At 72.2% G+C, this 22557-nt stretch carries 18 protein-coding genes and 1 pseudogene; 10 read left to right on the top strand and 9 right to left on the bottom strand.

Annotation, left to right across the window (positions count from 1 at the left end):
* Position 1: 1 nt before the first annotated feature.
* From ABZX22_RS25345 to ABZX22_RS25335, 3 genes and pseudogenes are all read right to left on the bottom strand, one after another.
* Positions 2 to 670 carry a HEAT repeat domain-containing protein gene (locus ABZX22_RS25345; protein WP_354913310.1) on the bottom strand — a complete coding sequence of 223 codons (669 nt, stop codon included), beginning with the start codon at positions 668 to 670 and terminating at the stop codon, positions 2 to 4.
* Between the two features lie 182 nt (positions 671 to 852).
* Positions 853 to 1068 (bottom strand): annotated as a pseudogene (locus ABZX22_RS25340) (helix-turn-helix domain-containing protein); the annotation flags it as partial.
* 66 nt (positions 1069 to 1134) lie between these two features.
* Positions 1135 to 2325 (bottom strand): esterase-like activity of phytase family protein, encoded by a 1191-nt coding sequence (locus ABZX22_RS25335; protein WP_354913308.1) that lies wholly within the window; start codon positions 2323 to 2325, stop codon positions 1135 to 1137.
* 157 nt (positions 2326 to 2482) lie between these two features.
* Between ABZX22_RS25335 and ABZX22_RS25330 the strand changes: the two genes are divergently transcribed.
* A complete protein-coding gene (locus ABZX22_RS25330) occupies positions 2483 to 2839 on the top strand; it encodes an arsenate reductase family protein (protein WP_354913306.1) in 357 nt (118 codons plus the stop codon).
* Here ABZX22_RS25330 and ABZX22_RS25325 read toward each other — a convergent pair.
* Together ABZX22_RS25325 and ABZX22_RS25320 are read right to left on the bottom strand one after the other, a co-directional pair.
* A complete protein-coding gene (locus ABZX22_RS25325; protein WP_354913304.1) occupies positions 2836 to 4671 on the bottom strand; it encodes an alpha/beta fold hydrolase in 1836 nt (611 codons plus the stop codon). The two genes, ABZX22_RS25330 and ABZX22_RS25325, sit on opposite strands and share 4 nt — an antisense overlap.
* An 83-nt stretch (positions 4672 to 4754) precedes the next feature.
* Complete coding sequence (locus tag ABZX22_RS25320; RefSeq protein ID WP_354913302.1) at positions 4755 to 5312, bottom strand: TetR/AcrR family transcriptional regulator; 558 nt, start codon at positions 5310 to 5312, stop codon at positions 4755 to 4757.
* Between the two features lie 924 nt (positions 5313 to 6236).
* Between ABZX22_RS25320 and ABZX22_RS25315 the strand changes: the two genes are divergently transcribed.
* Both ABZX22_RS25315 and ABZX22_RS25310 read left to right on the top strand, forming a co-directional pair.
* Entirely contained in the window at positions 6237 to 6551 is a 315-nt protein-coding gene (locus ABZX22_RS25315) for a hypothetical protein (RefSeq protein ID WP_354913300.1), read from the top strand.
* A gap of 176 nt (positions 6552 to 6727) precedes the next feature.
* Positions 6728 to 8635: a hypothetical protein gene (locus ABZX22_RS25310; protein WP_354913298.1), complete on the top strand. Its 1908-nt coding sequence runs from the start codon at positions 6728 to 6730 to the stop codon at positions 8633 to 8635.
* A 92-nt stretch (positions 8636 to 8727) separates the two neighbouring features.
* On the opposite strand, the gene ABZX22_RS25305 is transcribed toward ABZX22_RS25310, so the two are convergent.
* A complete protein-coding gene (locus ABZX22_RS25305; protein WP_354913296.1) occupies positions 8728 to 9846 on the bottom strand; it encodes an ROK family transcriptional regulator in 1119 nt (372 codons plus the stop codon).
* Between the two features lie 67 nt (positions 9847 to 9913).
* Here ABZX22_RS25305 and ABZX22_RS25300 point away from each other — a divergent pair, with 67 nt between their 5' ends.
* Genes ABZX22_RS25300 through ABZX22_RS25290 form a run of 3 tightly spaced genes read left to right on the top strand, consistent with a single transcriptional unit; the run spans position 9914 to position 13095 of the window.
* Entirely contained in the window at positions 9914 to 12028 is a 2115-nt protein-coding gene (locus tag ABZX22_RS25300; protein WP_354913294.1) for an alpha-galactosidase, read from the top strand.
* Positions 12029 to 12032: 4 nt separating this feature from the next.
* Positions 12033 to 12383: a spore germination protein GerW family protein gene (locus ABZX22_RS25295; protein ID WP_354913292.1), complete on the top strand. Its 351-nt coding sequence runs from the start codon at positions 12033 to 12035 to the stop codon at positions 12381 to 12383.
* A 46-nt stretch (positions 12384 to 12429) separates the two neighbouring features.
* A complete protein-coding gene (locus ABZX22_RS25290) occupies positions 12430 to 13095 on the top strand; it encodes a YoaK family protein (protein ID WP_354913290.1) in 666 nt (221 codons plus the stop codon).
* On the opposite strand, the gene ABZX22_RS25285 is transcribed toward ABZX22_RS25290, so the two are convergent.
* Together ABZX22_RS25285 and ABZX22_RS25280 are read right to left on the bottom strand one after the other, a co-directional pair.
* Positions 13014 to 13715, bottom strand: a complete 702-nt coding sequence (locus ABZX22_RS25285; protein WP_354913288.1) for a hypothetical protein — start codon at positions 13713 to 13715, stop codon at positions 13014 to 13016. The genes ABZX22_RS25290 and ABZX22_RS25285 overlap by 82 nt on opposite strands.
* Before the next feature lie 102 nt (positions 13716 to 13817).
* Complete coding sequence (locus ABZX22_RS25280) at positions 13818 to 14984, bottom strand: cytochrome P450 (RefSeq protein WP_354913286.1); 1167 nt, start codon at positions 14982 to 14984, stop codon at positions 13818 to 13820.
* An 85-nt stretch (positions 14985 to 15069) separates the two neighbouring features.
* Here ABZX22_RS25280 and ABZX22_RS25275 point away from each other — a divergent pair, with 85 nt between their 5' ends.
* Positions 15070 to 18468 carry a phosphodiester glycosidase family protein gene (locus tag ABZX22_RS25275; protein WP_354913284.1) on the top strand — a complete coding sequence of 1133 codons (3399 nt, stop codon included), beginning with the start codon at positions 15070 to 15072 and terminating at the stop codon, positions 18466 to 18468.
* A 120-nt stretch (positions 18469 to 18588) separates the two neighbouring features.
* Here the strand turns inward: ABZX22_RS25275 and ABZX22_RS25270 are convergent, their stop codons facing one another.
* A complete protein-coding gene (locus tag ABZX22_RS25270) occupies positions 18589 to 19641 on the bottom strand; it encodes a carbohydrate kinase (RefSeq protein ID WP_354913282.1) in 1053 nt (350 codons plus the stop codon).
* Positions 19642 to 19794: 153 nt separating this feature from the next.
* Here ABZX22_RS25270 and ABZX22_RS25265 point away from each other — a divergent pair, with 153 nt between their 5' ends.
* From ABZX22_RS25265 to ABZX22_RS25255, 3 genes are read left to right on the top strand one after another with little or no spacing between them, the layout of a single operon-like run.
* Positions 19795 to 20778, top strand: coding sequence for a substrate-binding domain-containing protein (locus ABZX22_RS25265; protein WP_354913280.1), 984 nt, complete (start codon positions 19795 to 19797; stop codon positions 20776 to 20778).
* 1 nt (position 20779) lies between these two features.
* On the top strand, positions 20780 to 21745 hold the full coding sequence (locus ABZX22_RS25260; RefSeq protein ID WP_354913278.1) for an ABC transporter permease: 966 nt from the start codon (positions 20780 to 20782) through the stop codon (positions 21743 to 21745).
* The gene (locus ABZX22_RS25255) at positions 21742 to 22554 is read left to right on the top strand and encodes an ATP-binding cassette domain-containing protein (RefSeq protein ID WP_354913276.1); all 813 of its coding nucleotides are present in this window, start codon (positions 21742 to 21744) and stop codon (positions 22552 to 22554) included. The genes ABZX22_RS25260 and ABZX22_RS25255 overlap by 4 nt, the downstream gene beginning before the upstream one ends.
* Positions 22555 to 22557 lie beyond the last annotated feature (3 nt).

Raw genomic sequence — 22557 nt, 5'->3', positions numbered from 1 at the left:
ATCACTCCTCCTTGCTGACGCTGCCGAGCGCTACGACGCGCTTGGCCTCCTCGATCGCGAACTCGAATCCGGCATCCGGGTCGCGCAACAGCCGTTCCGTGGCGATCGCGTGCGCGCGCACCCGTGGGTCGAGATCCGTCATCGCGGTGCGCAACGTTGGCACGATCACCTCACCGAGCGCGATCAGCGCCCGGCTGAGGCTCAGCTGCATCTCGCGTCCGCCGCGCCCGAGCTGTGTCGACAACACCGCGGCCAACTCGGGCTCTTCCCCTTCAGGCACCAGCACGACCGCCGCCCGCCAGGCGCTCCGCGCCACCTCATCGTCGGCGTCGGACAGAAGCGCCCGTGTGATCGCCGGCCACGCCTGCCGATCCCCGATCTTGGACAGCGTGTGCAATGCCTGGCTTCGTGCCTGCGCACGCTCCGAGCGGACTTCCTTGAGAAGCTCCGGGACCGTCATTGACGCCGAATGGCGAGTGAGTGCCCACGTCAGCATGTCGCGCACATGGAATTCGGGCTCGATCGCGCATCGTTCGATGAGCTTGTCGATGAACCGCGGATCAGGGGTCGTGCCGACCGCCAGCGCTGCCCGCAGCCGCACCGACGAGCTGCTGTCCTCCAGTCCCTGGAAAGCTCGAATCGTATCCGTGTCCTGTTTCTGTATGGCCATCGGGACCACCTCCTTGGCCCCAGCGAAGACCTTGTCACCGTGTCAAGGTCAAGCGGGTTCACGCCGCGGGCAGGCGATGCGGAGATGCCAGGAGCTTGCGGACGGACCAGCGGGTGAACCGGGTTTGGTGGCCGTCTGGATGACTCGTCATCACTGAGCAGACGGGGCCGGCCTCCCGGTCACCGAGGGTCCCGGCGGGCCGGCCCGATCTGGTTGAAGCGGTGGATCACATCGCGGACGGTGTCCTCATCGGCCCGCACCAGCCGGGCGATGACCGGCACCGTGTTGCCGCCGGGCGAGGCCGGCACGATCATCGCCCGCCGACAGCGCGCCGTACTCGTGCCGCCTCGTCACCCTGCTGGATCCGTGAGCCCGCGGACCCTGACCGGTCGGGCCATCCTGCCTCCGAACGCCGATCTCACGCGATCGGCACCATCCAGGTGGCAGGAACGCCCTGCACGCCACTAGCGATAGACCCTGTCGTCGGCGTGGAGCGGGCGGGCCAGGCGGATGGTGATGAACTCGTTGTCGTCGGGGCTGCCCGGCCTGCGACCGGACGAGAACGGGAAGTTGTTGTCGTTGAGGAGGCCGAGCGTCCGGTCGTCGAGGATGATCACATCCTCGATCGTCTGGAACGGGAACCGGAACGTCCCGGCGGGGGAGGCGAGGTCGAGCAGGTCGGCGACCAGCGTCTTGTCGAGTGCGCCGTCGCCGTCCCGATCCCGTCTGTCGGCCAGGTAGACGCGCTTGACCTTGGCCGCGTCGCCCTCCAGGTTGTCCCGCTCGATGATCAGGAACCGGTGCCTGTCGACGGCGATCGCGTCGCCGATGGCGTGCGACGGGTCGTCGAGGCGGTAGGTCCACCGGCGGTCGGTGTAGGCGCGCCTGCGCAGGTCGAACTCGTACATCCGCAGCGTGCCCGCGGGATCGCCGCTCACCGTGCCTTCGAGCAGGGGATACAGCCGCCGGCCGTCCACCGACCTGGCCAGCCCCTCGAAGCCCTTGCTCCTGCCGAGATTGGGCTGGGCCCCGCCGAGGCCCGGATTCTCCGGCGCCTTGACACCGGGCAGCTCGATCGGGGCGTCGACGAGCTCGCCCCGCCCGTTGACGTGCAGCAGGAACGGGCCGAACTCGTCACCGATCCAGTAGGTCCCGTCGGCGGCCCGCACGATCGACTCGACGTCGAAGTCGGCGCCGGTGAGCGTCCGGTCGGGCCTGGTCAGCGGGAACGGCACCAGGCCACGCGGGTCCGACAGGTTGAAGCCGCCGAGCACCCGCACGGTCTTCGCGGCGAAGTCAGGCTTGATCTGGTGCACGCGCAGCAGGAAGTCGGCACTGTTGGCCTTCGCGCCGAAACCGTTGTCCGACAGGACGTCGAAGACACCGTCACCGCGGCGCGCGATGCCGCTGAAACCCTGCACCGGCTGCCCGGGGAAGGGCGGCGTCACACCGTTGATCGGGGTGGTGCCCAACTGCGCCCCGGACGGCGGGCTGCCCGGGACGAAGGTCCGCGCCGGCAGCGAGGCGAAACCCGTCAGTGTCGCCCTGCCGTCGCCCCCGGGCCTGGGGTCGGCACCGGGGTCGGCAGCGGCGGCGGGAGCGGTGGCGCCGAAGGCCAGCGCGCCCGCGCACATCATCATCGCGATACGTCTCATGGCAGGCACCTTAGGGATGTCACATGTCCGGCTGCCGAACGGCGGGCGACGTGCAGCCGGCGGGGCGTCTCGCGTGCGGAGGCGGGCCGACGATTGGCGCGTCCGACGGCCGGCTTGCTATACCGGGCAGGTCCCCGCATGAGAAAGCGTTGAGGTCATGGAAATCTGGATCAACCCCGACTGCTCCAAGTGCCGGTCCGCGCTGTCCATCCTGGACGCCGCGGCGGCGGACTACACGGTGCGCCGCTACCTGGAGGACCCCCCGACCGCGGACGAGATCCGTGACGTGCTGTCCAGGCTCGGCCTCGAACCGTGGGACATCACCAGGACGGGCGAGGCCAGAGCCGTCGAACTCGGCATGAACGACTGGCCGCGTGACCCGCACGATCGCGAATCCTGGATCAGGGCGCTGGCCGACAACCCGATCCTGATCCAACGGCCGATCATCACCGCCGACGACGGCTCGGCGGTGATCGGGCGTAACGAGGAGGCCGTGCGCTCCTCCCTCCGCTAGCCTCGCGCCCGCACCCGAGCCCGGCCCTCCCTGCGCGCTGCGGCGGCGACCTCGGCGGGGTGGGTCATCTGCGGGTGATGTCCCGCTCCCGGGATCTCGGTCACCGGGTGGTCGACGGCGGTCACCAGGGGGTCGGCCGATCCCACGACGATCTCCACCGGGACGGTGACCCTGGCGAGCAGCCGCCGCGACGTCTCACGTTCGGCGTGAGCCGTACGGAGCGCGGCGATCACTCGGCGGGCCACGCCGGGCCTGCGCAGGTCGGCGGCGGCGCCGGCCACGGCCGGTCCCTCGGGCAGGCCCAGCGTGCCGGCCAGGCGCGCGGGCGACATCCGGCGCGCCAGCAGGGCGGCCGGCCGCGACCGGGTGAGCCGTGCGGCGGGCCGCTGCAGGAAGGCGGGGGAGACGAGCACGAGCTTGGCGATCCGCTCCGGGTGGTCGACGGCGAAGCGGAGCGCGGGACCGCACGCCAGGGAGTGGGCCACCAGCACCGGCCGCGTCGTGACCGGGCCCATCAGCTCGGCCAGCCACGCCTCCGTCGATGCCTTCCTTGACGCCTCCCTCGACGCCGCTCCCGCCCGTCGTCGGCCATGCCCACGCATGTCAACGGCTGCGGTGCCCACAGCTGCGGTGCCAACGGATGGGGCGGCCACGGACGGGATGTCGGCGGGTGTGATGGGGCTGGCCGGGACAGGGCCCGAGCGGCCCAGGCCGGGGAGGTCGGCGGCCAGGACGTCGCCCGGCAGGTGCGCGGCGAGCGGCGCCCACACGTCCGCGTTCATGGGCAGGCCGTGGAGGAGCACGTAGGCCGGACGGCGCCGCTCGCCCATCACCCAGGTGCGGCTGCCGGCCACCGCCTGGAAGCCGTACGGCCGCAGCCACGGCGTGGCGGCGCCGAAGCGGGCGGCCACCAGGTCGTCCGCCCACCGGCGGAGGGCGTCGGCGACCGGCGGCATCTCCAGGCCGCCGGCGGCGGCGAAGGCGCGGGCACTGGCCGTCGGGTAACGGTCGGCCGACAGGAACGACAGCGTCTCCGGGTCCGCGCCGGTCAGCCTGCGCGGCAGCCGCCGGACCAGGCCGGCGGGGACGGTACGGCGCGGCGCCCGGACGCCGGCGTGGTCGGCGATCGTCCTGACCAGCTCGGGCAGGAGGGGAGTGGCCTCGTCGAGCACCCAGTAGTCCTCGCCCGCCTCCCGAGCCGGGATCTCCGCCAGGAAGCGTGCGAAGTAGTCGATCGTGACGACCGGCAGGAAGACGTCAGGCCCGCCGGGAAGCACGGGCAGCCGGCCGTTCCACAGGTCGGCCACCAGCGCGGCCAGGCCGATGTACTGGCCCGGCCCGATCACCGTGCTGGGGTTGGCGATGGTCAGCGGAACGCCCAGTTCGCGCGCCCGCCCGCGGACGGCCAGGTCGGCCTCGAACTTCGACGCCTCGTAGGCGCCCAGCCTGCCGTAGTCGGGACGGCCCTCCGACGCGCTCACCCGGTAGCCGCTGATGTGCACGAGCCGCCGCAGGCCCGGCAGGGTTGCGGCCCACTCCAGCACGTTGAGCGCGCCGGTCACGTTGACGGCTCGGGCCTCGGCGACGCCGAGTCCGAAGGCGAAGCGGGCGGCGGCGTTGTAGACGTCGCGGACCTCGGGCAGCCCGTCGAGTGGCCGGGTGAGGTCGGCGCCGACCACGGTCAGTCCGGCGGTGCCGATCCCCTGGGCGGCCAGCCAGGGGGTGAGGGTGTCCTCGCGGACGGCCGCCGCCACCCGCTGTCCCCTGGTGAGCAGCTCGGCGATGAGGGCGCGGCCGACGAAGCCGGTCGCCCCGAAGACGATGGCGTCCATCGATGCCTCCGTAAATAGATCGGTCTACATATTTTGCGGGCGTAGGAAGGCCCGGTTGCGTGACCCGGGTGCTCGGGCGGGGTTCAGCGCAGCAGCGTGGCGATCCGGCGCCCGACGCTGCGCAGCGGCTCCCTGCTCCGGTGCGCCCTGGCCAGCAGCAGGGCTCCCTCGATCAGGGCCAGGACGGTGACCGCGAGGTCGCCGGCGTCCGGGCGGCCGGCCAGCATGCCACGCAGCGCCGACTCCCAGCCGGCGTAGACCTCCGAGCAGACCTCCTGCAACGGATCGCTGGTGGCGGCCATCTCCAGCGCCACGGTGGCCACCGGGCAGCCCCTGCGCCACCCCGACTCCTCCAGCCGCTCGCCGAGCCACTCCAGCACCGCCGCGACGAACTCCTCGGTGGACGCGGCGGTCGCCGCCAGGTGGTCCATCGCCTGGCCGATCTCCCCGCCCGCCCGCCGTACGGACTCGCCCACCAGTTGGTCCTTGCCGCCGGGGAAGTGGAAGTAGAGCGATCCCCTCGGTGCGCCGCTGGCCGCGATCACCTGGTTGAGCCCGGCGCCGAAGTATCCGCCGCTCTCGATCAGTTCCTGTGTCGCGTCCAGCAGCCTGGCCCGCGTCTCGGCGCCCTTCTGTCCCATGAGGCTTAAAGTAGACCGGTCTGCATATTTTGCGCAAGCCCCGGCGTCGGGCGCTCCCGGCGCGGGCGGGCCGGGTCCTGAAAAGGGATAAAAGGGAACAGGGTCGCCAAGTATTTCGATATGGCGGCACGGTCGAGGGTATCCGTATTTGAGATCTCTTTGCTTCTCAATGATGTGATCGGCAGATTCTCTCACTGTTTCCAGGGTATTTCCGAGCGTGCCGTCGCAGGTCGAGCGCGGTCGAGATGCACGTTTGTCAGAACCCCGAAGTCACCTGGAAGTCAGATGTCCCTTAGTAATATTAAATGGACAAAAGGCCTCGGTCGGAACCGCCGCGCCCTGGCGTGGGCCGCCACCGCGACGATCGTCCTCGCCTCGTCCCTTCAGGCATCAGGAAACGCCAGCGCCGACATCGGCCGTGCCGCGGCCGGCGGCGCGAGGTCGACTGGGCTCGCTTCGCAGGCGAACGCGGGGCTCGTGACGCGCTCGTGCTTCCCGTGGGAGAAGAACTGCAAGCCGTGCCAGTGCCGCCATGGCTCCTGCAAGTGCCCGCCGGGGGCCAGGGGGCCCGTCGGGCCGAGAGGTCCCCAGGGTCCGAGAGGACTGACCGGCCCCAGGGGCGAGAGCGGCGAGACAGGTCCTACCGGCCCCACGGGCCTGACCGGGGAGACCGGTCCGACGGGTCCGTCCGGCGCGACCGGGGACACCGGCGCGACGGGCCCCACCGGGCCGAGAGGCGCCACGGGCGCGACCGGTGCCACCGGGCCGAGAGGCGCCACGGGTCCGACCGGGCCGAGGGGTGTCACCGGTCCGACCGGGCCGAGGGGTGTCACCGGCCCCACCGGGCCGAGAGGGGCCACGGGCGCGACCGGCCCGAGAGGGGCCACGGGCGCGACCGGCCCGACGGGTCCGCAGGGTCCGGCCGTGAGCATCGACAGTGCGCAGTCCAACAACAACTACTTCACCCTGCTGGTGCCGGCCACCGGGGGCCTGTTCATCCGCGACTCGAACAAGACGCCCACGTGGCAGAACCTCACGCCGATCGTCCCCGTGGGGGAGACGGTGGTCGCCGCGACGATCGTGGACCAGGGGCAGCCGCCGAGCAACGACGTCCACATCTCCATCCTCACCGCCGACGGGCAGGTCTTCCAGGCGGCCTGCATCGTCACCGGCACCTACACCTGGCCGGGCAACTGCGGGCCCTTCGTGAACAACACGCCGCCGAACCTGCGGCAGTGAAACGAAATGGCGGGCGCCGCGTCCGGGAATGTTTCCCGACGCGGCGCCCGCGCGTCATTACCGCGTTTATGTGAAACGCATATCCGCTGGTGGCGCCCGGCATTCTCGGGACGGCAAAGGCGTGCGGATATGGTGTTACCGCACCGGAATTCACTCCCGCCGTTTCAGGGGCCATCGTGGGACCGACGACCGCCACCACTCCGCCGCTCCGTGCCCTTGCGCGCACCCGGAGAACGGCCCCGCCCCGCCGGTTCTGGGGGGCGGCGCTCGCGGCCGGCTGGCTGGTCCAGGCCGTGCTGCGCGCCGCGCTCGGATTCCAGCACGCCACGCCCCTGCTCATCCCCGACGAGTCCGGCTATCTCCTGGCCGCGCGGCTGCTGTCCGGCGGCGCCCCGAGCGACCTGTCCTGGCGGACGTTCTACCAGGGCGGGTACGCCCTGCTCATCGCCCCCGCCTACTGGATCAGCGACGACCCCCACACCGTCTATCGCCTGGTGGTGGTCGTCAACGCGCTGATCGGGGCCGGACTCGTGCTCCTGGCGTACGCGGCCTTTCGCCGGATCGGGCTGCCGCGCGGCACGGCCTACCTTCTCGCGCACGTGACCGCGCTGGTGCCGTCCGCCGTCTACTACGCCCAGTTCGCGCTCACCGACGCCGTCCTGCCGGTGATCGTGCTCGGCTGGCTGCTCCTGCTGCACGCCTGGCTCAGCGGCGGCGGCAGGCCGTACGGCGTGGCGGCCGGCGCGACGATCGCCTTCGCCTCCAGCACGCACGCGCGGGGACTCGTCCTCCTGCTCGTGCACGCGTGCCTGCTGGCCTTCGTCGCCGTACGGCACCGCCGTACCGTGGGACGGGGCAGCTGGCTGCCGGTCGCCGTCACGGCGGGCGTGGCGGGCGCCGGATGGGCGTTGAACGCCTGGGTGCGCAGCCAGATCTACCCGAGCGGGGTCGCGCCGCTCGGACAGTGGCTCACCGCCCGGCTCAGCACCCTGGACGGCCTGGCATGGACGGTGTCGGTCGCGGCCGGCCAGCTCTGGCACGCGGTCGTCGCCACCGGGGGACTGGCGGGCGCCGGCCTGGTCGCGCTGGCCGCGCTCGTCCTGCGCCGCGGCGGGCCGTCCGGTGGCCGTCCAGCGCGGATCGGGTCGCCTGGCGGGCCGTCGGCCGGTCATCCAGCGCCGTTCGGGTCGCTCGGGGGGCCGTCGGGGTCGCCTGGCGGGCCGTCTGCCGGTCATCCGGCGATGCCGTTGGGGTCGTCCGGCGGACCGGCGGCCGATCGGATGGTGGCGGGGACGACGCTGGCCGCCGTCGCCGGCATCGCCCTGGCCACCTCGGCCGCCCTGCCGAGCGAGGGCACCGTCGCCAACCTCGCCTACGGCAGGTATCTGGCCTGCCTGACGCCGGTGCTGCTCGTCGCCGGGCTGGCGGTGCTGGCCAGGGCCCGGCGGGCGGCGGCGGCGCGAGCGGCCCTGGCGACAGGGGTGCTGACGCTGCTCGCCATGGCGGTCGTGCGGCTGCACGCGGGGGATCGACTGTCCCGGGACTTCTTCGGCATGTTCGACTTCCCGGAGATCTGCTTCCTCACCTGGAACTGGGATTCGCTCAGCCTGGGCCAGGCTACGGTGACCGCCGTGCTCGCGCTCACCGTGGCCGTCCTGGTGACGACGCTGGTGCGCCGCACGACCGCGCTGGTCCTCATCGCCGGCGTCTGCGTGGCGGCGGAACTGGCGATCGCCGGGGTGACCGTGTCGAAGGTCACCGCGCCGTGGGGACGCATCCTGGCGTTCGCCACCGACCTGACCCCCGCGGGGCTGCGGGCGGGCGATCGGGTGGGGATGGACTACGCGGGCGTGCACTGGCGGATCTGGGTCTCGCAGGCGTACCAGGTGCCGGCCAGGCTCGTGCCCATCGACCCGGACCACCCCGAGTGGCTTCCCGCCGACGTCAGCCTGGTCGTGATGCCATGGCCGGCGGGGACGGACATCAGGCGCACCTGGCCGGCCGCCCCGCCGGGCTGGTGGCCGATCACCGGCAACCGCAACCACACCGGTGACTGGGTGGCCTGGCGCCGCGCCCTGACCTGAGAGGCCCCGCGACGCCGAGCCCAGAGATGGACGAGCCCCGAGATGACGGTCCGGACATGACGGGCCCGTGACGGGCGGCGCGGGCGCGCGCGTCAGGGGACGCCGAGGTCGTGCCTGAGGGCCATCACCGCCGCCCCCCGCGCCCACTCGGTGAACGCGAACGGCTGCACCCGCACCTCCACCGGGTCGCTCGTCCAGTGCGTGTGCTCGGCCAGCGCCGCCTCGAACGCCGGCGCGCACACCGCGTGCATGTGCACCGTCTCCCCGGACAGCACCACCACCTCGGGCCCGATCAGGTTCGCGATCGTGGCCACGATCCGGCCCAGTGCCCGCCCCGCCTCGTCGAAGATCCGCCGCGCCACCAGGTCGCCGGAGCGGGCCAGCTCGAGCGCCTGCTCGAAGGTGAGCCTGGGGCGGTCGAGCGCCGCCCTGGCCGAGCGCCTGATGGCCGGCGCGGCGAGGTAGGCGCGGGCGCAGCCGCGGTGCCCGCGCTCGCAGATCGGCCCGCCCTCGTCGATGGCCAGGTGCCCGATCTGCCCGCTGACGCCCGCCGTGCCGGTCACCAGGCGGTCGTCGACGACGATCCCGCAGCCGAGCCCCTCGCCCACGGTGACCAGCGCGAACGTCCGGTGCCCTGCGGCCGCGCCGAACCAGTGCACGGCCGCCGTCAGGGCCCGCACGTCGTTCTCCAGGACGGCGGGCAGCCCGGTCGCCGCGCTCACCAGCGCGGCCAGCGGAACGTCGTGCCAGCCCAGGAACGGCGAGCGGTGGACGACCGCGTCCGCCCGCGACGCCGTCCCGGCCAGGCTGACGCCCACCGCCGCGGGCGGGTCGCCCGCGGACAGGATCGCCACCGCGTCGGCGATCCGGCCGACCACCGGCGTCACGTCGTGCCCGTCGAGCGGCATGCGCACTTCCGCGGTGACTGCCGCCCCCATGTCGGTGCGCACCGCGAACAGCTCCGTCTCGGTCAGCTTGATCCCCACGTACGCGCGGCGCGAGCGCTCGACCCGCAGCGGCACGGACGGGCGGCCGGGGACACCGGCGGGCCCCGGCTCCTCCACCAGGTACCCGGCCTGGAGAAGCGGCCTGGTCAGCTTGGTCAGCACCGAGGGCGACAGGTCGAGCCGCCGGGCCGTCTCGGCTCTGGAGAGGGGGCCGTGCAGGAGCAGTTCGACGAAGACGGCCCGCGCGGCGGGAGAGAGATTCATGGAGTGAACGAAACTTCCCCTCTGGCGACGAAGGAGGCGATCTGCTCTCATGGGGTTTGTGTCTAGTGTGAATATACTCTCGGTTGGTGACCGCGCCTGGGCGGCTCTCACGGCGACCTCCGCGTACGTGTTCGGCGTCGAGGCGGCGGGTGAGGACACGCGGGTCGTGCAGTGGTACTGGGGGCCGCGGCTGCCGGAAGAGGCGCTGGCCGAGGTCGTCGGGCAGGTGCCGAGGCGGGTCGGCTCGGGCTTCCACGACCCCCGCGACATCGACGAGCTGCTTCCCGTCGAGGGCGGCCGCCGCTGGGGGGTGCCGTCGCTGCAGGCCACGTACGCCGGCGGGGTCCGCTCGGTCGAGCTGTCGTTCGCCGAGGCGGTGCTGTCGGACACCGAGGTCGAGCTGGTGCTGCGCGACCCGCTGGGGCTGCGGGTGGGCCTGCACGTGAAGGTGGCAGGGGAGGTCGTCGAGCGCTGGGTGAGCCTCGCCAACGAGGGCGCCCACGCCGTACGGCTCGGCCGGGTCGACTCGGGCAGCTGGGTCGTCCCCGAGCAGGCGGGCTATCGCTACACCGGCGTCGCGGGCGCCTGGGCAGGGGAGACCCAGCTGCACCGGGCCGAGCTGCCGGTCGGCGAGACCACGTTCACCAGCAGGACGGGCACCACCTCGCACCGCGCCAACCCCTGGATCATGATCGACGCCGGTGACGCGACCGAGGAACGGGGCGAGGTGTGGACGGTCGCGCTGGCGTGGAGCGGTTCGTGGCGGCTGACCGCGCAACGCCGTCCCGAGGGCGACGTCGCCGTCACCACCGGCTTCGGCCACGAAGGCCCCGTGTGGGTGCTGGAGCCGGGCGAGAGCCTCGTGACGCCGCCGGCGCTGGGCCTCTACAGCGACGGCGGGTACGGCGCGGCCAGCAGGGCCTGGCACGACTACGCCCGCCACCACGTGCTGCCCACGCCGTTCGAGGAGCGGCCCGTCCTGTACAACTCGTGGGAGGCCACCTGGTTCGACGTGCGGGAGGACGGCCAGATCGAGCTCGCCCGCAGGGCCGCCGACCTGGGCGTGGAGCTGTTCGTGGTGGACGACGGCTGGTTCGGCGCCCGCACCGACGACAAGCGCGGCCTGGGCGACTGGTGGCCGAACCCCGACCGCTTCCCGCAGGGCCTGACCAAGCTGTTCGACACCGTCCGCGAGCTCGGCATGCGGGCCGGCCTCTGGGTCGAGCCCGAGATGGTCAACCCCGACAGCGACCTCTACCGCGAGCGCCCCGACTGGGTGCTGCACTACCAGGACCGGCGCCGCGACACGCTGCGCAACCAGCTCGTGCTCAACTACGGCAGGCCGGACGTGCGGGCCTGGGCGGTCGGCTGGCTGTCGGGGCTGGTGTCGGAGTACGGGCTCGACTACTTCAAGTGGGACATGAACCGCAGCTTCACCCAGGCGGGTTGGAGCGAGGCGGGGGAGCGGGCCGACCTGCTGTGGATCGAGCACACCCGCGGCGTCTACGAGGTCATGGACACCCTGCGCGAGCGCCATCCGGGGCTGCGCATCGAGTCGTGCTCGGGCGGTGGTGGCCGGGTCGACTTCGGGATCATGCGCCGCACGGACGAGATGTGGACCTCCGACAACACCGACGCCCGCGACCGCCAGGCCATCCAGGACGGCTACTCCTACCTCTACCCGGCGGGGACGATGTCGGCCTGGGTCACCGACAGCCCGAACCCGCACACCAGGCGCGAGGTGCCGCTCGCCTACCGCTTCCACGTGGCCATGGCGGGCGTGCTCGGCATCGGCGGCGACCTGACCAGGTGGTCGGCCGCCGAGCTGGACCAGGCCCGCGAGCTGATCGCGGCCTACAAGGCGGTGCGCCCGGTCATCCAGCACGGCCGCCTGCACCGCCTCGCCGGCACCCCCGGCGTGACCGCCTCGGCCGTGCAGTACGTCCACGAGGACACCGTGGTGGTGCTCGCCTACCACCCGTTCGCGCTGTCGAAGCAGCCGCCCCGCCGGGTACGGCTGGCGGGCCTGGACCCGTCGGCCGTCTACGAGGACGCCTTGGGCGGGCGCCTGCACGGCCAGACGCTCATGTCGCACGGCCTGGCCCTGCCCACCTGGTTCATGAACGGCCCCGACTACCGCAGCGAGATGGTGGTCCTGCGCCGGGTCAATGGATATAGATGACCTCATGGACATGATGGAACTGGTGGAGAAGACGAAAGACGCCGCCACCGTCCGGCGCGTCTTCGGCGAGCCGGTCACCAACGGTGACGTGACGGTCATCCCCGTCGCCAAGGTGGCCCAGAGCGGCGGGGGCGGCGGCGGCAAGCAGGAGGGCGAGCAGCCGCGCCAGGGCTCGGGCGGCGGCTACGGCCTCGGCGCCGCCCCCGCGGGCGTGTACGTCATCAAGAACGGCGAGGTCACCTGGCGGCCCGCCGTCGACGTCAACCGCATCGTGGTCGGCGGCCAGGTCGTCGCCGTCGTGCTGCTGCTGACGATCAGGACCATCGTGAAGCACTGGCGGAAGGGGCGGCGATGATCCTCCCGGGCCTGCGGCCGGCCACCTCGACCCGGCCGTAGCTCCCGTGCTGCGCCGCGTCGCCACCTGGCTGCTGCCCGGCGACACTAACCGGCACGGCGTCCTGCCGGCCCTGCTCATCCCCCTGACGTTCGTCACCGGTCTCGTCGACGCCGTCAGCTTCCTGGGGCTGAGCAGGGTCTTCGTCGCCAACATGACGGGCAACGTGGTCTTCGTCGGCTTCGCGCTGGCGGGCGCGCGGCAGCTGTCGCTGTGGTGGTCGCTCCTGGCGATCGGGGCGTTCATGGCCGGGGCCTGGACGGCGGGGCGGCTGATCGCCCGCTCGGCCGTCGACAGCGCCTTCGCCCCCGTCACGGCCGTCCACCTGACGCTCGTGACGCTGGCGCTGGCGGTCTCGCTGCTGTTCGGCCACCGGGGCGACGGCGCCCAGATCGCGCTCATCTCGCTGCTGGCCGGTGGCATGGGCATGCAGAACGCGATCGTGCGCAAGCTGGCCGTCCCCGACATGACGACCACGGTGCTCACGACCACGATCACCGGACTGGCCAGCGAGGCGCCGGGGACCGCCGCCCGGCGCCGGCTCGTCTCAGTGCTCGGGATGTGCGGCGGCGCGCTGTGCGGCGGGCTGCTTCACTTCCACGTGGGTCCGCCCGCGGCGCTGGCGGTCGCGGTGGCGGTGCTGGCCGGTGTCACGCTGGCCGGCCGGCGCTGATCCCTCGGGATCATCGCGTCGCACTCGGCGATCGCGCCGGCCAGGAGTTCGCGCAGGATCGAGTCGGGATCCGGCACGCAGGCCTGCGCGATGCCCACGACGGCGAGCTGCACCGCGTTCGGCGCCGCGTACCTGCGAAAGCCCTTGTCGGTGATCTTCGCGGCGCGGCTGAAGCGCCTGGCCGACTCGGCCGCGTGCGGCGCCTGGGCGAAGGCCCACCTGCTGCGCTCCTCCAGCCCCGCGGGACGGCCGTCCAGCCTGGCCAGCATCTCCTCGGCGGCCAGCACCGAGACGGCCAGCGCGAGCTGCCGCTCGGCGGCCGCTATGGGCAGGGCGGTGGTCGCGGCGCGCAGGGCCAGCCTGGCATCGATCCGCAGGTCGTCACCGGTCAGCCCGATGATCGAGGGGACGAGCGGGACCAGCTTGCTCCTGCTCTCGTCGGTGGTGTGGTCGTTGACCAGGCGGGCCAGGCCCGCGAGCAGGGGGTGCGTGCACGCGGGATGGTCGCTCCACCGCTCGCCCGCCAGATAGGAGGCCAGCTCCATGAAGCAGGCGCCCTTGCGCGGGTTACGGTGCCTGCCTCGCGACAGGATCGGCATGTGATCGTACAGAGTGTCCACGGCTGCTCCACGCGTTCTGCGCTGATCTGCCCTTTCAGTCTGCGTTCACGTCTGCCCGAAAGCCAGAGGTTGAGACACACGGCAAGCGGCGGATGTCGGCGCTCACCAGGTGAGATGGACGGCCTCGGGGGAGCGGTGGATGAGGGTCGGCAGCATCGTGACCTCGCCGTCGGCCAGCCTGAGGCCCGGATACCTGGCCGTGAGCTGCTCCAGTGTGAGGCGGACCTGCTCGCGGGCCAGCTGCGCGCCTGGGCAGGCGTGCGCGCCGTGACCGAACGACAGATGCCTGAGCGGCTCGCGGGTGATGTCGAAGGTGCCGGCGCGGTCGAAGACCGCCTCGTCGCGGCCGGCCGAGCCGTAGGAGACGAAGACCTGCTCGCCCTCCTTCAGCTCGTGGCCGGCGAGGGTGCAGGGCCTGGTGACCGTACGGCGGAAGCCCTGGACGGGGGCCTCGAACCTGGCGCCCTCCTCGATCGCGGCGGGGATGAGGGCCGGCCGCTCGCACAGCAGCTCCCACTGCTCGCGGTGGCGCAGCAGGTTCAGCACCAGCGTGCCGAGCAGGGCGCTGGTGGTCAGGTGCCCCGCCAGCAGCAGGTTCTGCAGGTTGGAGACCAGCTCGTGCGGGTCGTCCCGGGTCAGCGCCCTGACCATCTCGCCCACGAGGTCGTCGCCGGGCTCGCGCAGCGCGTAGCCGTGGAGCAGGTGCTGGAGCCCGACGGTCGCGCGGGCCGCGCCTGCCTGCCCGGCGGGCGAGAGCGGCCGGAACAGCAGCGCCTCGGCCTGCCTGCCCGCCTCGACGGCAGGGTGCACGTCGGCCGGGTCGAGGCCGAACAGGTGGCCGAAGACCTCGGCCGGCAGCGGCCTGGCGTAGGCCGCCATCCACTCCACCGGCCCGCCGTCGGGGAAGGCGTCCAGCAGCGCGTGGACCCTCCCGGTGACGTACGGCAGGGCCGCCGCGACCCGCGCGGGGGACAGCCCGCGCGAGATCGGCCGCCGGTAGCGCTGGTGGGCCTCGCCGTCGGTGCTGAGCACGGTCCTCGTCTGGAGGAATCCCTTGGCCAGCTCGGCCAGCGCCTCCTGCCCCGGCACCTGGTCGGGCCGCAGCGCTCCCGCGGAGGAGAAGAGGTCCGGCCTGCTCAGCGCCTCGCGCACGTCCGCGTGGCGGGCGACGAGCCACGCCCCGAGCTCGGGGACGAACGTCAGACCCGGCGTCCGCCTGGCGATGGTGTAGACAGGATGGGGATCGCGGTAGAACGCGTCGAGGTCCACGCGCCCATCGTGCAGGGGCCGGACGGGACGAGACAAGATCTGAAATTTTCTTTTAGTTCATGACTAAGTCTTGAAACTTGTCACCATGGCACGATTGAGTGCCGTCGTGCAGACCCTCCGCTTCATGGCGTCCGCCGCGCTGGCCTTAGGGCTTCTGGCCAGCCCGGCGCAAGCCGATCCCCCCGCTCCCGCAGAGGACGCGCCTCCCGCGTCGTCCTACAGCTCCGACTCCACCCTCCTGCTCAACGCCCCCGCGAGCCGGTCGCTGGAGACGGCCAAGAAGGTCCGGCCCGTCGCGCCGGGCGTCACGCTCACCTCCTTCGACCGCTTCGACGCGGCAGGCTGGCTGCGCGCCGACGCCCTGTCGGCCGACCTGTCGGGCGGCGTCACCACCGGCTATCTCAACTCGGGCGAGGTGTCGAAGACCGAGCCGCTGTCGGGGCCCGCCGATCGCGCCCGCGCGGTGGCCGCCGTCAACGGCGACTTCTTCGACATCAACCGCTCGGGCGCGGCGCTCGGCGTCGGCGTGAAGGACGGCGCGCTCGTCCAGTCGCCCGTCCAGGGCTGGAACAACGCGATCGCCCTCAACGAGGGCGTCGGCCGAGTCCTGCAGATGCACTTCGACGGCACCGCCACGCCCGCGGGCGGCGCACCGATCACGCTCACCCAGTTCAACCAGCTCGTCCAGACCGGCGGGGTGGGCCTGTTCACCCCGCTGTGGGGCTCCTACCGGCGCTCCGACTCCGCCAAGGTCACCGAGGTGGTGCTCGTGGACGGAGCCGTCACCGAGGTGCGCACCGGCGCAGGCCAGGGCCCCATCCCCGCCGGGACCACCGTCCTGCTCGGCCGCGAGGCGGGCGCCGACGCGCTGGCCCAGCTCAAGGTGGGCGACCGGGTCGAGGTGAAGTACCAGCCCAAGCCCTCCGACGGCGGCGCCGTCCAGACCGCGCTCGGCGGCAGGAACGTCCTGGTCAAGGACGGCAAGGCGCAGCCGTTCACCGACACCGACAGCCACCCCCGCACCGCGGTCGGCTTCTCCGCCGACGGCAGGAAGATGTACCTGCTCACCGTGGACGGCCGTCAGGCCGACAGCCGCGGCCTGACGCTGCGCGAGATGGCCGCGCTCCTGGTCGAGCTGGGCGCCCACAACGCGCTCGAACTCGACGGCGGCGGCTCCTCCACCATGCTCGCCCGCGAGCCCGGCAGCGCCGACGTCCAGGTGGAGAACAGCCCCTCCGACGGCGGCGAGCGGCACGTCCCCAACGGCCTGGCCCTCTACGCCCCGCAGGGCAGCGGCGAGCTGAAGGGCTTCTGGCTGGAGACCGCCAGCGACCCCGCCAAGGCGCCCGGCGTCGGACCGGTCGCCGGCGGCCGTCCCGACCGCGTCTTCCCCGGGCTCACCAGGCGGCTGACCGCCGCCGGATACGACGAGACGTACGGCCCGGCCGAAGGCGCGCCCTCGTGGCAGACCTCGACCTCCGTGCACGGCCGCGTCTCCAAGGAGGGCGTCTTCCACGCCTGGGTTCCCGGGCAGACCACGGTCACGGCCAGGCACGGCGCGGCCAAGGGCACCCTGGACCTGACCGTCCTGCAGCCGCTGGCCCGCCTCGGTGTCACCACCGACCGGGTGGGTCTGGCGGCGGCCGACGCCACGGGCAGCTTCGGCGTCGTCGGCTACGACCGCAACGGCAACTCCGCGCCCATCGAGCCGGGCGACGTGAAGCTCGACTACGACACCTCGCTGCTCGAGGTGAAGCCCGCCCCGCACGGGTTCTTCACCGTCAAGGCGCTCAAGGGCACCGGATCGGGCCTGATCACCGCGCGCGTGGGCGCGGTGAGCGCCGCCGTGCCGGTGACCGTCGGGTTCGAGGACGTCGCCGTCGCCGACTTCGAGAACGCCGGCTCGTGGACGTTCGCCGCGGCCAGGGCCACCGGCTCGCTGGCCGCCGGCCAGGGGCAGAGCGGCGGTGGGCTGAAGCTCACCTACGACTTCACCCAGTCGACCGCCACCCGCGCCGCCTACGCCTCGCCGCCCCAGCAGATCGTGATCCCCGGCCAGCCGCAGGCGTTCGGGCTGTGGATCAACTCCGCCGGCAAGGGCGAGTGGCCCAGCCTGGAGTTCTACGACTCCCAGGGGCAGTCGCAGATCCTGCGCGGGCCGTACCTGACCTGGAGCGGCTGGAAGTACGTCGAGTTCACGGTGCCGCCCGGGGTGAGCTACCCGCTCAAGCTGCGCCGCTTCTACGTCGCCGAGACCAGGGCCGACGCCACGTACACCAACGCGATCACCATCGACGGGCTGGTGGCCAGGGTGCCTCCCTCGGTGCAGGCGCCGCCCGCCGCCCGGGTGAGCGACCCGGTGGTGAAGCCGTCGGTCACCGCCATGCCGTGGCGGTTCGCGGTGATGTCGGACGCGCAGTTCGTGGCCCGGCAGCCCGACAGCGACATCGTCAAGAACGCGCGCAGGACGCTGCGCGAGCTCAAGGCCGCCAAGCCCGACTTCCTGCTGATCAACGGCGACCTGGTGGACGAGGCCTCGCCCGAGGACTTCGCGCTGGCGAAGCGGATCCTCGACGAGGAGCTGGGCGGGAGCCTGCCGTACCACTACGTGCCCGGCAACCACGAGGTGATGGGCGGCAAGATCGACAACTTCCGGGCGGTGTTCGGCGACACCTCCAAGGTCTTCGACCACAAGGGGACCAGGTTCATCACCCTCGACACCTCGCGGCTCAACCTGCGCGGCGGCGGCTTCGAGCAGATCGAGCTGCTGCGCGACCAGCTCACCGCGGCGGCCGGGGACGGAAGCGTGGGGTCGGTGGTCGTGCTGTTCCACGTGCCGCCGCGCGACCCGACGCCCGGCAAGGGCAGCCAGCTCGGCGACCGGAAGGAGGCGGCCCTCGTCGAAGGATGGCTGGCCGACTTCCAGCGGACGACGGGCAAGGGCGCCGCCTACATCGGGGCGCACGTCGGGACGTTCAACGCCGCCCGCGTCGACGCGGTGCCATACTTCATCAACGGCAACTCGGGCAAGAACCCGGCCACCGCCGCTGACGACGGCGGGTTCACCGGGTGGTCGCTGTGGGGCGTCGACCCGGTCACGCCGAAGGAGGCCGAGCACGTCAGGCGCAACTGGTTCGTCGACGCGCCCAGCTGGATCGGCACCCAGGTGCGTCCGCACGTGGACACGCTGACGCTGACCGCGCCCGCGTCGGTCTCCGTGGGATCGCCCGCGACGGTGAAGGCGTCGCTGACCCAGGACGACCGGACGGTTCCCGTGGCCTACCCGGTGTCGGCCGAGTGGTCCGGCTCGCCGAACCTGCACATCGGGCCGCTGTCGAAGGCCGGGCCCTGGCACGTCGCCTCGCTCGACCCCGCGACCGGGACGCTGACCGCGCTGCGGCGCGGGCAGGTGCTGGTGGCGGTCACGGTGAACGGGGTCACCAAGGAGGCAACGGTCGCCACCGCGTCCAGCGCCGCCGCCTGACCCTCGCACTTTGAGGCGCCCGCTTCCCCACCGGGAGGCGGGCGCCTTCCGCATCCGGCCACCACCGCCGGCCGTCACCGTCGACCATCAGCGTCGACGGGCCGCCATCCCGGCTCCGGGTCAGGCGTCCGGCTGGGCGAGCTGGTCGGCCCACGGCGGGTCGGCGCCCGGCACGGCGCAGGTCAGCGCCGCCACCCTGGCGCCGAACGCCGCGGCCTCGGCCGCCGCGGCCAGGTCGAGCCGCTCCAGCCGTCCGCCCAGCAGCCCCCTGCTTTCCAGCCGGTGCAGCAGGCCCGCCGTGAACGAGTCGCCCGCGCCCACCGTGTCCACCACCTCGACGGGCACCGCCGGCACCGTCGCCGTCTGCGCCGCAGTCGGGACCACTGTCGGGACCGCTGTCTGCACCGCTGTCGGACCTGCTGTCCGTACCCCTGTCGGGCCCGCTGCCGGACCTGCTGTGGGGCCCGCTGCCGGGGCCGCTGTCTCCCCGTCCAGCGACACCAGCGCCCCCTCGGCGCCCATGGTCACCACCACGAACCGGGCCCCCCACGCGTGCCAGAGCGCGCACGCCTCGGCCACCGAGGCGCCGGGCAGCAGGAACGCCACGTCGTCGGCGCTGAGCTTGAGGATGTCGGCCAGCTCGCACCACCGCGGCATCCGGCTCAGGTAGTCCTCGCGCGAGGCCAGGCTGGGCCGTACGTTGGGGTCGATCGAGACGGTCGCCGTCGCGGCGGCGCGCGCGGCGAAGTCGGCGACCGCGCTCGCTCCCGGTTCCCTGACCAGCGCCAGCGAGCCGGTGTGCAGGCAGGACGCGCCGTCCAGCCGGTCGGCCGACAGCTCGGCGGCGTTCCACTGCCAGTCGGCGGTGCCCTCGGCGTGGAAGGTGTAGCGCGCCTGCCCGTGGGCGTCCAGGGTCGCGACGGCCAGCGTGCTGGGCTCGCGGGCCGGCACGCACGCCGACAGGTCCACGCCGGAGGCGGCCATCCGCTCGCGGAACAGCTCGCCGAACACGTCGTCCGACAGCCGGCCGAGGAAGCCGGCCGGCGTGCCGAGGCGGGCCAGGGCGACCGCGGTGTTGGCGGGCCCGCCACCGGGCAGCACCCGCAACATCAGCTCGCCCGGACGTTTGCCGGCGAAGGCGTCGGCGACGCACTCACCCAGGACGGCGATCATGTGCCTGCCTTTCCGCTGTTGCCGTTTCGTTACGGGCGGGGGGCATTGACGTTTCCCGAAACGGAGTTCATCATCGCAGCACAGCGGATGTCAACGTTGACATATGTCAACGATGACACCGGGTCCGCCCAGCTCATGTGAGGAACACCCGCCATGAAGCGACTCATCGCAGGCCTCTCGGCCGCTACCCTTCTCACCGCCGGATGCGGCGGCGGCACCACGTCCGGCTCGGCTTCGGAGCCCGTCAAGGTCGGCCTCATCACCAAGACCGAGACCAACCCCTTCTTCGTCAAGATGAAGGTGGGCGCCACCGCAGCGGCCAAGGCCCAGGGCGCCCAGCTCATGAGCGCCGCGGGCAAGTTCGACGGCGACAACGCCAGCCAGATCACCGCCATCGAGAACATGGTCGCCGCGGGCGCCAAGGGCATCCTCATCACGCCGAGCGACACCAAGGCCATCGTGCCCGCCATCAAGAAGGCCAGGGACGCGGGCGTGCTGGTCATCGCCCTCGACACCCCGACCGACCCGCAGGACGCCACCGACGCGCTGTTCGCCACCGACAACTTCAAGGCCGGCGAGCTGATCGGCGCGTACGCCAAGGCCGCGATGGCCGGCAAGGCCGCCAAGATCGCCACCCTGGACCTGGCTCCCGGCATCACCGTCGGCAAGCTGCGCCACGACGGCTTCCTCAAGGGCTTCGGCGTCGCCGAGGGCGACCCGTCGATCGTGTGCTCGCAGGACACCCAGGGCGACCAGGCCAAGGGCCAGACGGCCATGGAGAACTGCCTGCAGAAGGCGCCCGACATCAACCTCGTCTACACCATCAACGAGCCGGCCGCGCTGGGCGCGCACACGGCGCTGAAGGCCAAGGGCGTCGACAAGAACGTGCTCGTGGTCTCCGTCGACGGCGGCTGCACCGGTGTCAAGGCCGTGCAGAACGGCTGGATCGGCGCCACCTCCCAGCAGTACCCGCTGAAGATGGCCGAGATGGGGGTCAAGGCCGTCACCGACTTCGCCAAGAGTGGGAACAAGCCCAGCGGGTACACCGACACGGGGGTCACCCTCATCACCGACAAGCCGGTCGCCGGGGTGGACGCCAAGGACACCGCCTACGGCCTGGCCAACTGCTGGGGCTGACATGGCCGTCACCGAAGCGAGCCTGCCGCGCAGGATCCTGACCACACCGACGGCGGGGCCGCTGGCCGCGCTGATACTGGCCTGCGTCTTCTTCTCGCTGAACAGCGAGCAGTTCCTCACCGGAGGCAACTTCTCGCTCATCATCCAGCAGGTCATGGTCGTCGGCACGCTGGCCATCGGCCAGACGCTGATCATCCTCACCGCGGGCATCGACCTGTCGAACGGGGCGATCATGGCCTTCGGCGGCATCGTGATGGCCAAGCTGTCCCTGTCCATCCCGCCGCTGGTGGCGATCGGCGCGGGCCTGGCCGTCTGCGCCGCGTTCGGCCTGATCAACGGGCTGCTGGTGACGAAGATCGTGCTGCCGCCGTTCATCGTCACGCTCGGCATGCTGAACGTGGTCTTCGCCCTCACCCACATCTACTCCCAGGACCAGACGGTCACCGGGCTGCCGCCCGAGCTGACCTTCCTCGGCCAGACCTTCCAGCTCGGTGACACCCGCGTCACCTACGGCTCGGTGCTCACCATCGCGCTCTTCCTGCTGTTCGCCTACCTGCTGGGGCACACCGCGTGGGGCAGGCACGTCTACGCCCTCGGCAACAGCCCGGAGATCGCCAGGCTCACCGGCATCCGCACTGACCGGCTGACCGTGGGCGTCTACAGCCTCGCCGGCCTCGTGTACGGCATCGCCGCCCTCCTGCTGGTCTCCCGTACCGGCGTGGGCGACCCCCAGGCGGGGCAGACCGACAACCTCGACAGCATCACCGCGGTCGTGCTCGGCGGCACGAGCCTGTTCGGCGGGCGCGGACAGGTCCTGGGCACGCTCATCGGCGCGCTGATCGTGGGAGTGTTCCGCAACGGGCTTCAGCTGATGGGCGTCCCGTCGATCTACCAGACGCTCATCACCGGCATCCTGGTGATCCTCGCGGTCGCCGTCGACCAGCTCTCCCGCAGGAGGACCCGATGACCACCGCAGTTCTCCAGGCACGGGGCCTGGTCAAGCGCTACGGACACGTCACCGCCCTCGACGGCGCCGACTTCGACCTCATGCCGGGTGAGGTGCTGGCCGTCATCGGCGACAACGGCGCCGGCAAGACCACCCTCATCAAGGCGCTGACCGGCGCCATCCAGCCCGACTCCGGCGAGATCCTGCTCGACGGGAAACGGGTGCGCTTCAGCGACCCGCTGGAGGCGCGCAGACACGGCATCGAGACCGTCTACCAGGACCTGGCCATCGCCGCTTCGCTCGACATCGCCACCAACATGTTCCTCGGCAGGGAACTGCGCAGGCCGGGCGTGCTCGGCAAGGTCTTCAGGATGCTGGACAAGCCGCGCATGCGGGCCGCCTCGGCCGAGTACATGGCCGAGCTGAAGATCGGGCTGCGCTCGCTGTCCGTGCCCGTGGAGTCGCTGTCGGGCGGACAGCGGCAGGGCGTGGCGGTCGCCAGAGCGGTGGCGTGGGCCTCGCACGTGGTCGTCATGGACGAGCCCACCGCAGCCCTCGGGGTGAAGGAGTCGGGACAGGTGCTCGACCTGATCCGCAGGGTCCGCGACCGGGGCCTGCCCGTCGTGCTGATCAGCCACAACATGCCGCACGTCTTCGAGATCGCCGACAGGATCCACGTCCAGCGGCTCGGCCGCAGGGTCGCGCAGCTCAAGCCGGGCGAGCACAGCATGGCCGAGGTCGTGGCGATCATGACCGGCGCGCTGACCGTGTCCGAGGGCAAGGCGGTCATCGCCGACAAGGACGCAGCGGAGGCCATCGGCCTGTCGTGATCC

The organism is Nonomuraea sp. NPDC003804 (assembly GCF_040610675.1).
Lineage (GTDB): Bacteria > Actinomycetota > Actinomycetes > Streptosporangiales > Streptosporangiaceae > Nonomuraea.
The sequence above is the reverse complement of the archived record's forward strand: the minus strand, read 5'-3'. Positions and strand labels throughout refer to the sequence as shown.

What these genes read in the sequence shown, in the direction of transcription:
- ABZX22_RS25345 (WP_354913310.1), bottom strand. Translation starts at nt 670, where the DNA reads ATGGCCATACAGAAACAGGACACGGATACGATTCGAGCTTTCCAGGGA.
- ABZX22_RS25335 (WP_354913308.1), bottom strand. Translation starts at nt 2,325, where the DNA reads ATGAGACGTATCGCGATGATGATGTGCGCGGGCGCGCTGGCCTTCGGC.
- ABZX22_RS25330 (WP_354913306.1), top strand. Translation starts at nt 2,483, where the DNA reads ATGGAAATCTGGATCAACCCCGACTGCTCCAAGTGCCGGTCCGCGCTG.
- ABZX22_RS25325 (WP_354913304.1), bottom strand. Translation starts at nt 4,671, where the DNA reads ATGGACGCCATCGTCTTCGGGGCGACCGGCTTCGTCGGCCGCGCCCTC.
- ABZX22_RS25320 (WP_354913302.1), bottom strand. Translation starts at nt 5,312, where the DNA reads ATGGGACAGAAGGGCGCCGAGACGCGGGCCAGGCTGCTGGACGCGACA.
- ABZX22_RS25305 (WP_354913296.1), bottom strand. Translation starts at nt 9,846, where the DNA reads ATGAATCTCTCTCCCGCCGCGCGGGCCGTCTTCGTCGAACTGCTCCTG.
- ABZX22_RS25295 (WP_354913292.1), top strand. Translation starts at nt 12,033, where the DNA reads ATGGACATGATGGAACTGGTGGAGAAGACGAAAGACGCCGCCACCGTC.
- ABZX22_RS25275 (WP_354913284.1), top strand. Translation starts at nt 15,070, where the DNA reads ATGGCACGATTGAGTGCCGTCGTGCAGACCCTCCGCTTCATGGCGTCC.
- ABZX22_RS25270 (WP_354913282.1), bottom strand. Translation starts at nt 19,641, where the DNA reads ATGATCGCCGTCCTGGGTGAGTGCGTCGCCGACGCCTTCGCCGGCAAA.
- ABZX22_RS25265 (WP_354913280.1), top strand. Translation starts at nt 19,795, where the DNA reads ATGAAGCGACTCATCGCAGGCCTCTCGGCCGCTACCCTTCTCACCGCC.
- ABZX22_RS25260 (WP_354913278.1), top strand. Translation starts at nt 20,780, where the DNA reads ATGGCCGTCACCGAAGCGAGCCTGCCGCGCAGGATCCTGACCACACCG.
- ABZX22_RS25255 (WP_354913276.1), top strand. Translation starts at nt 21,742, where the DNA reads ATGACCACCGCAGTTCTCCAGGCACGGGGCCTGGTCAAGCGCTACGGA.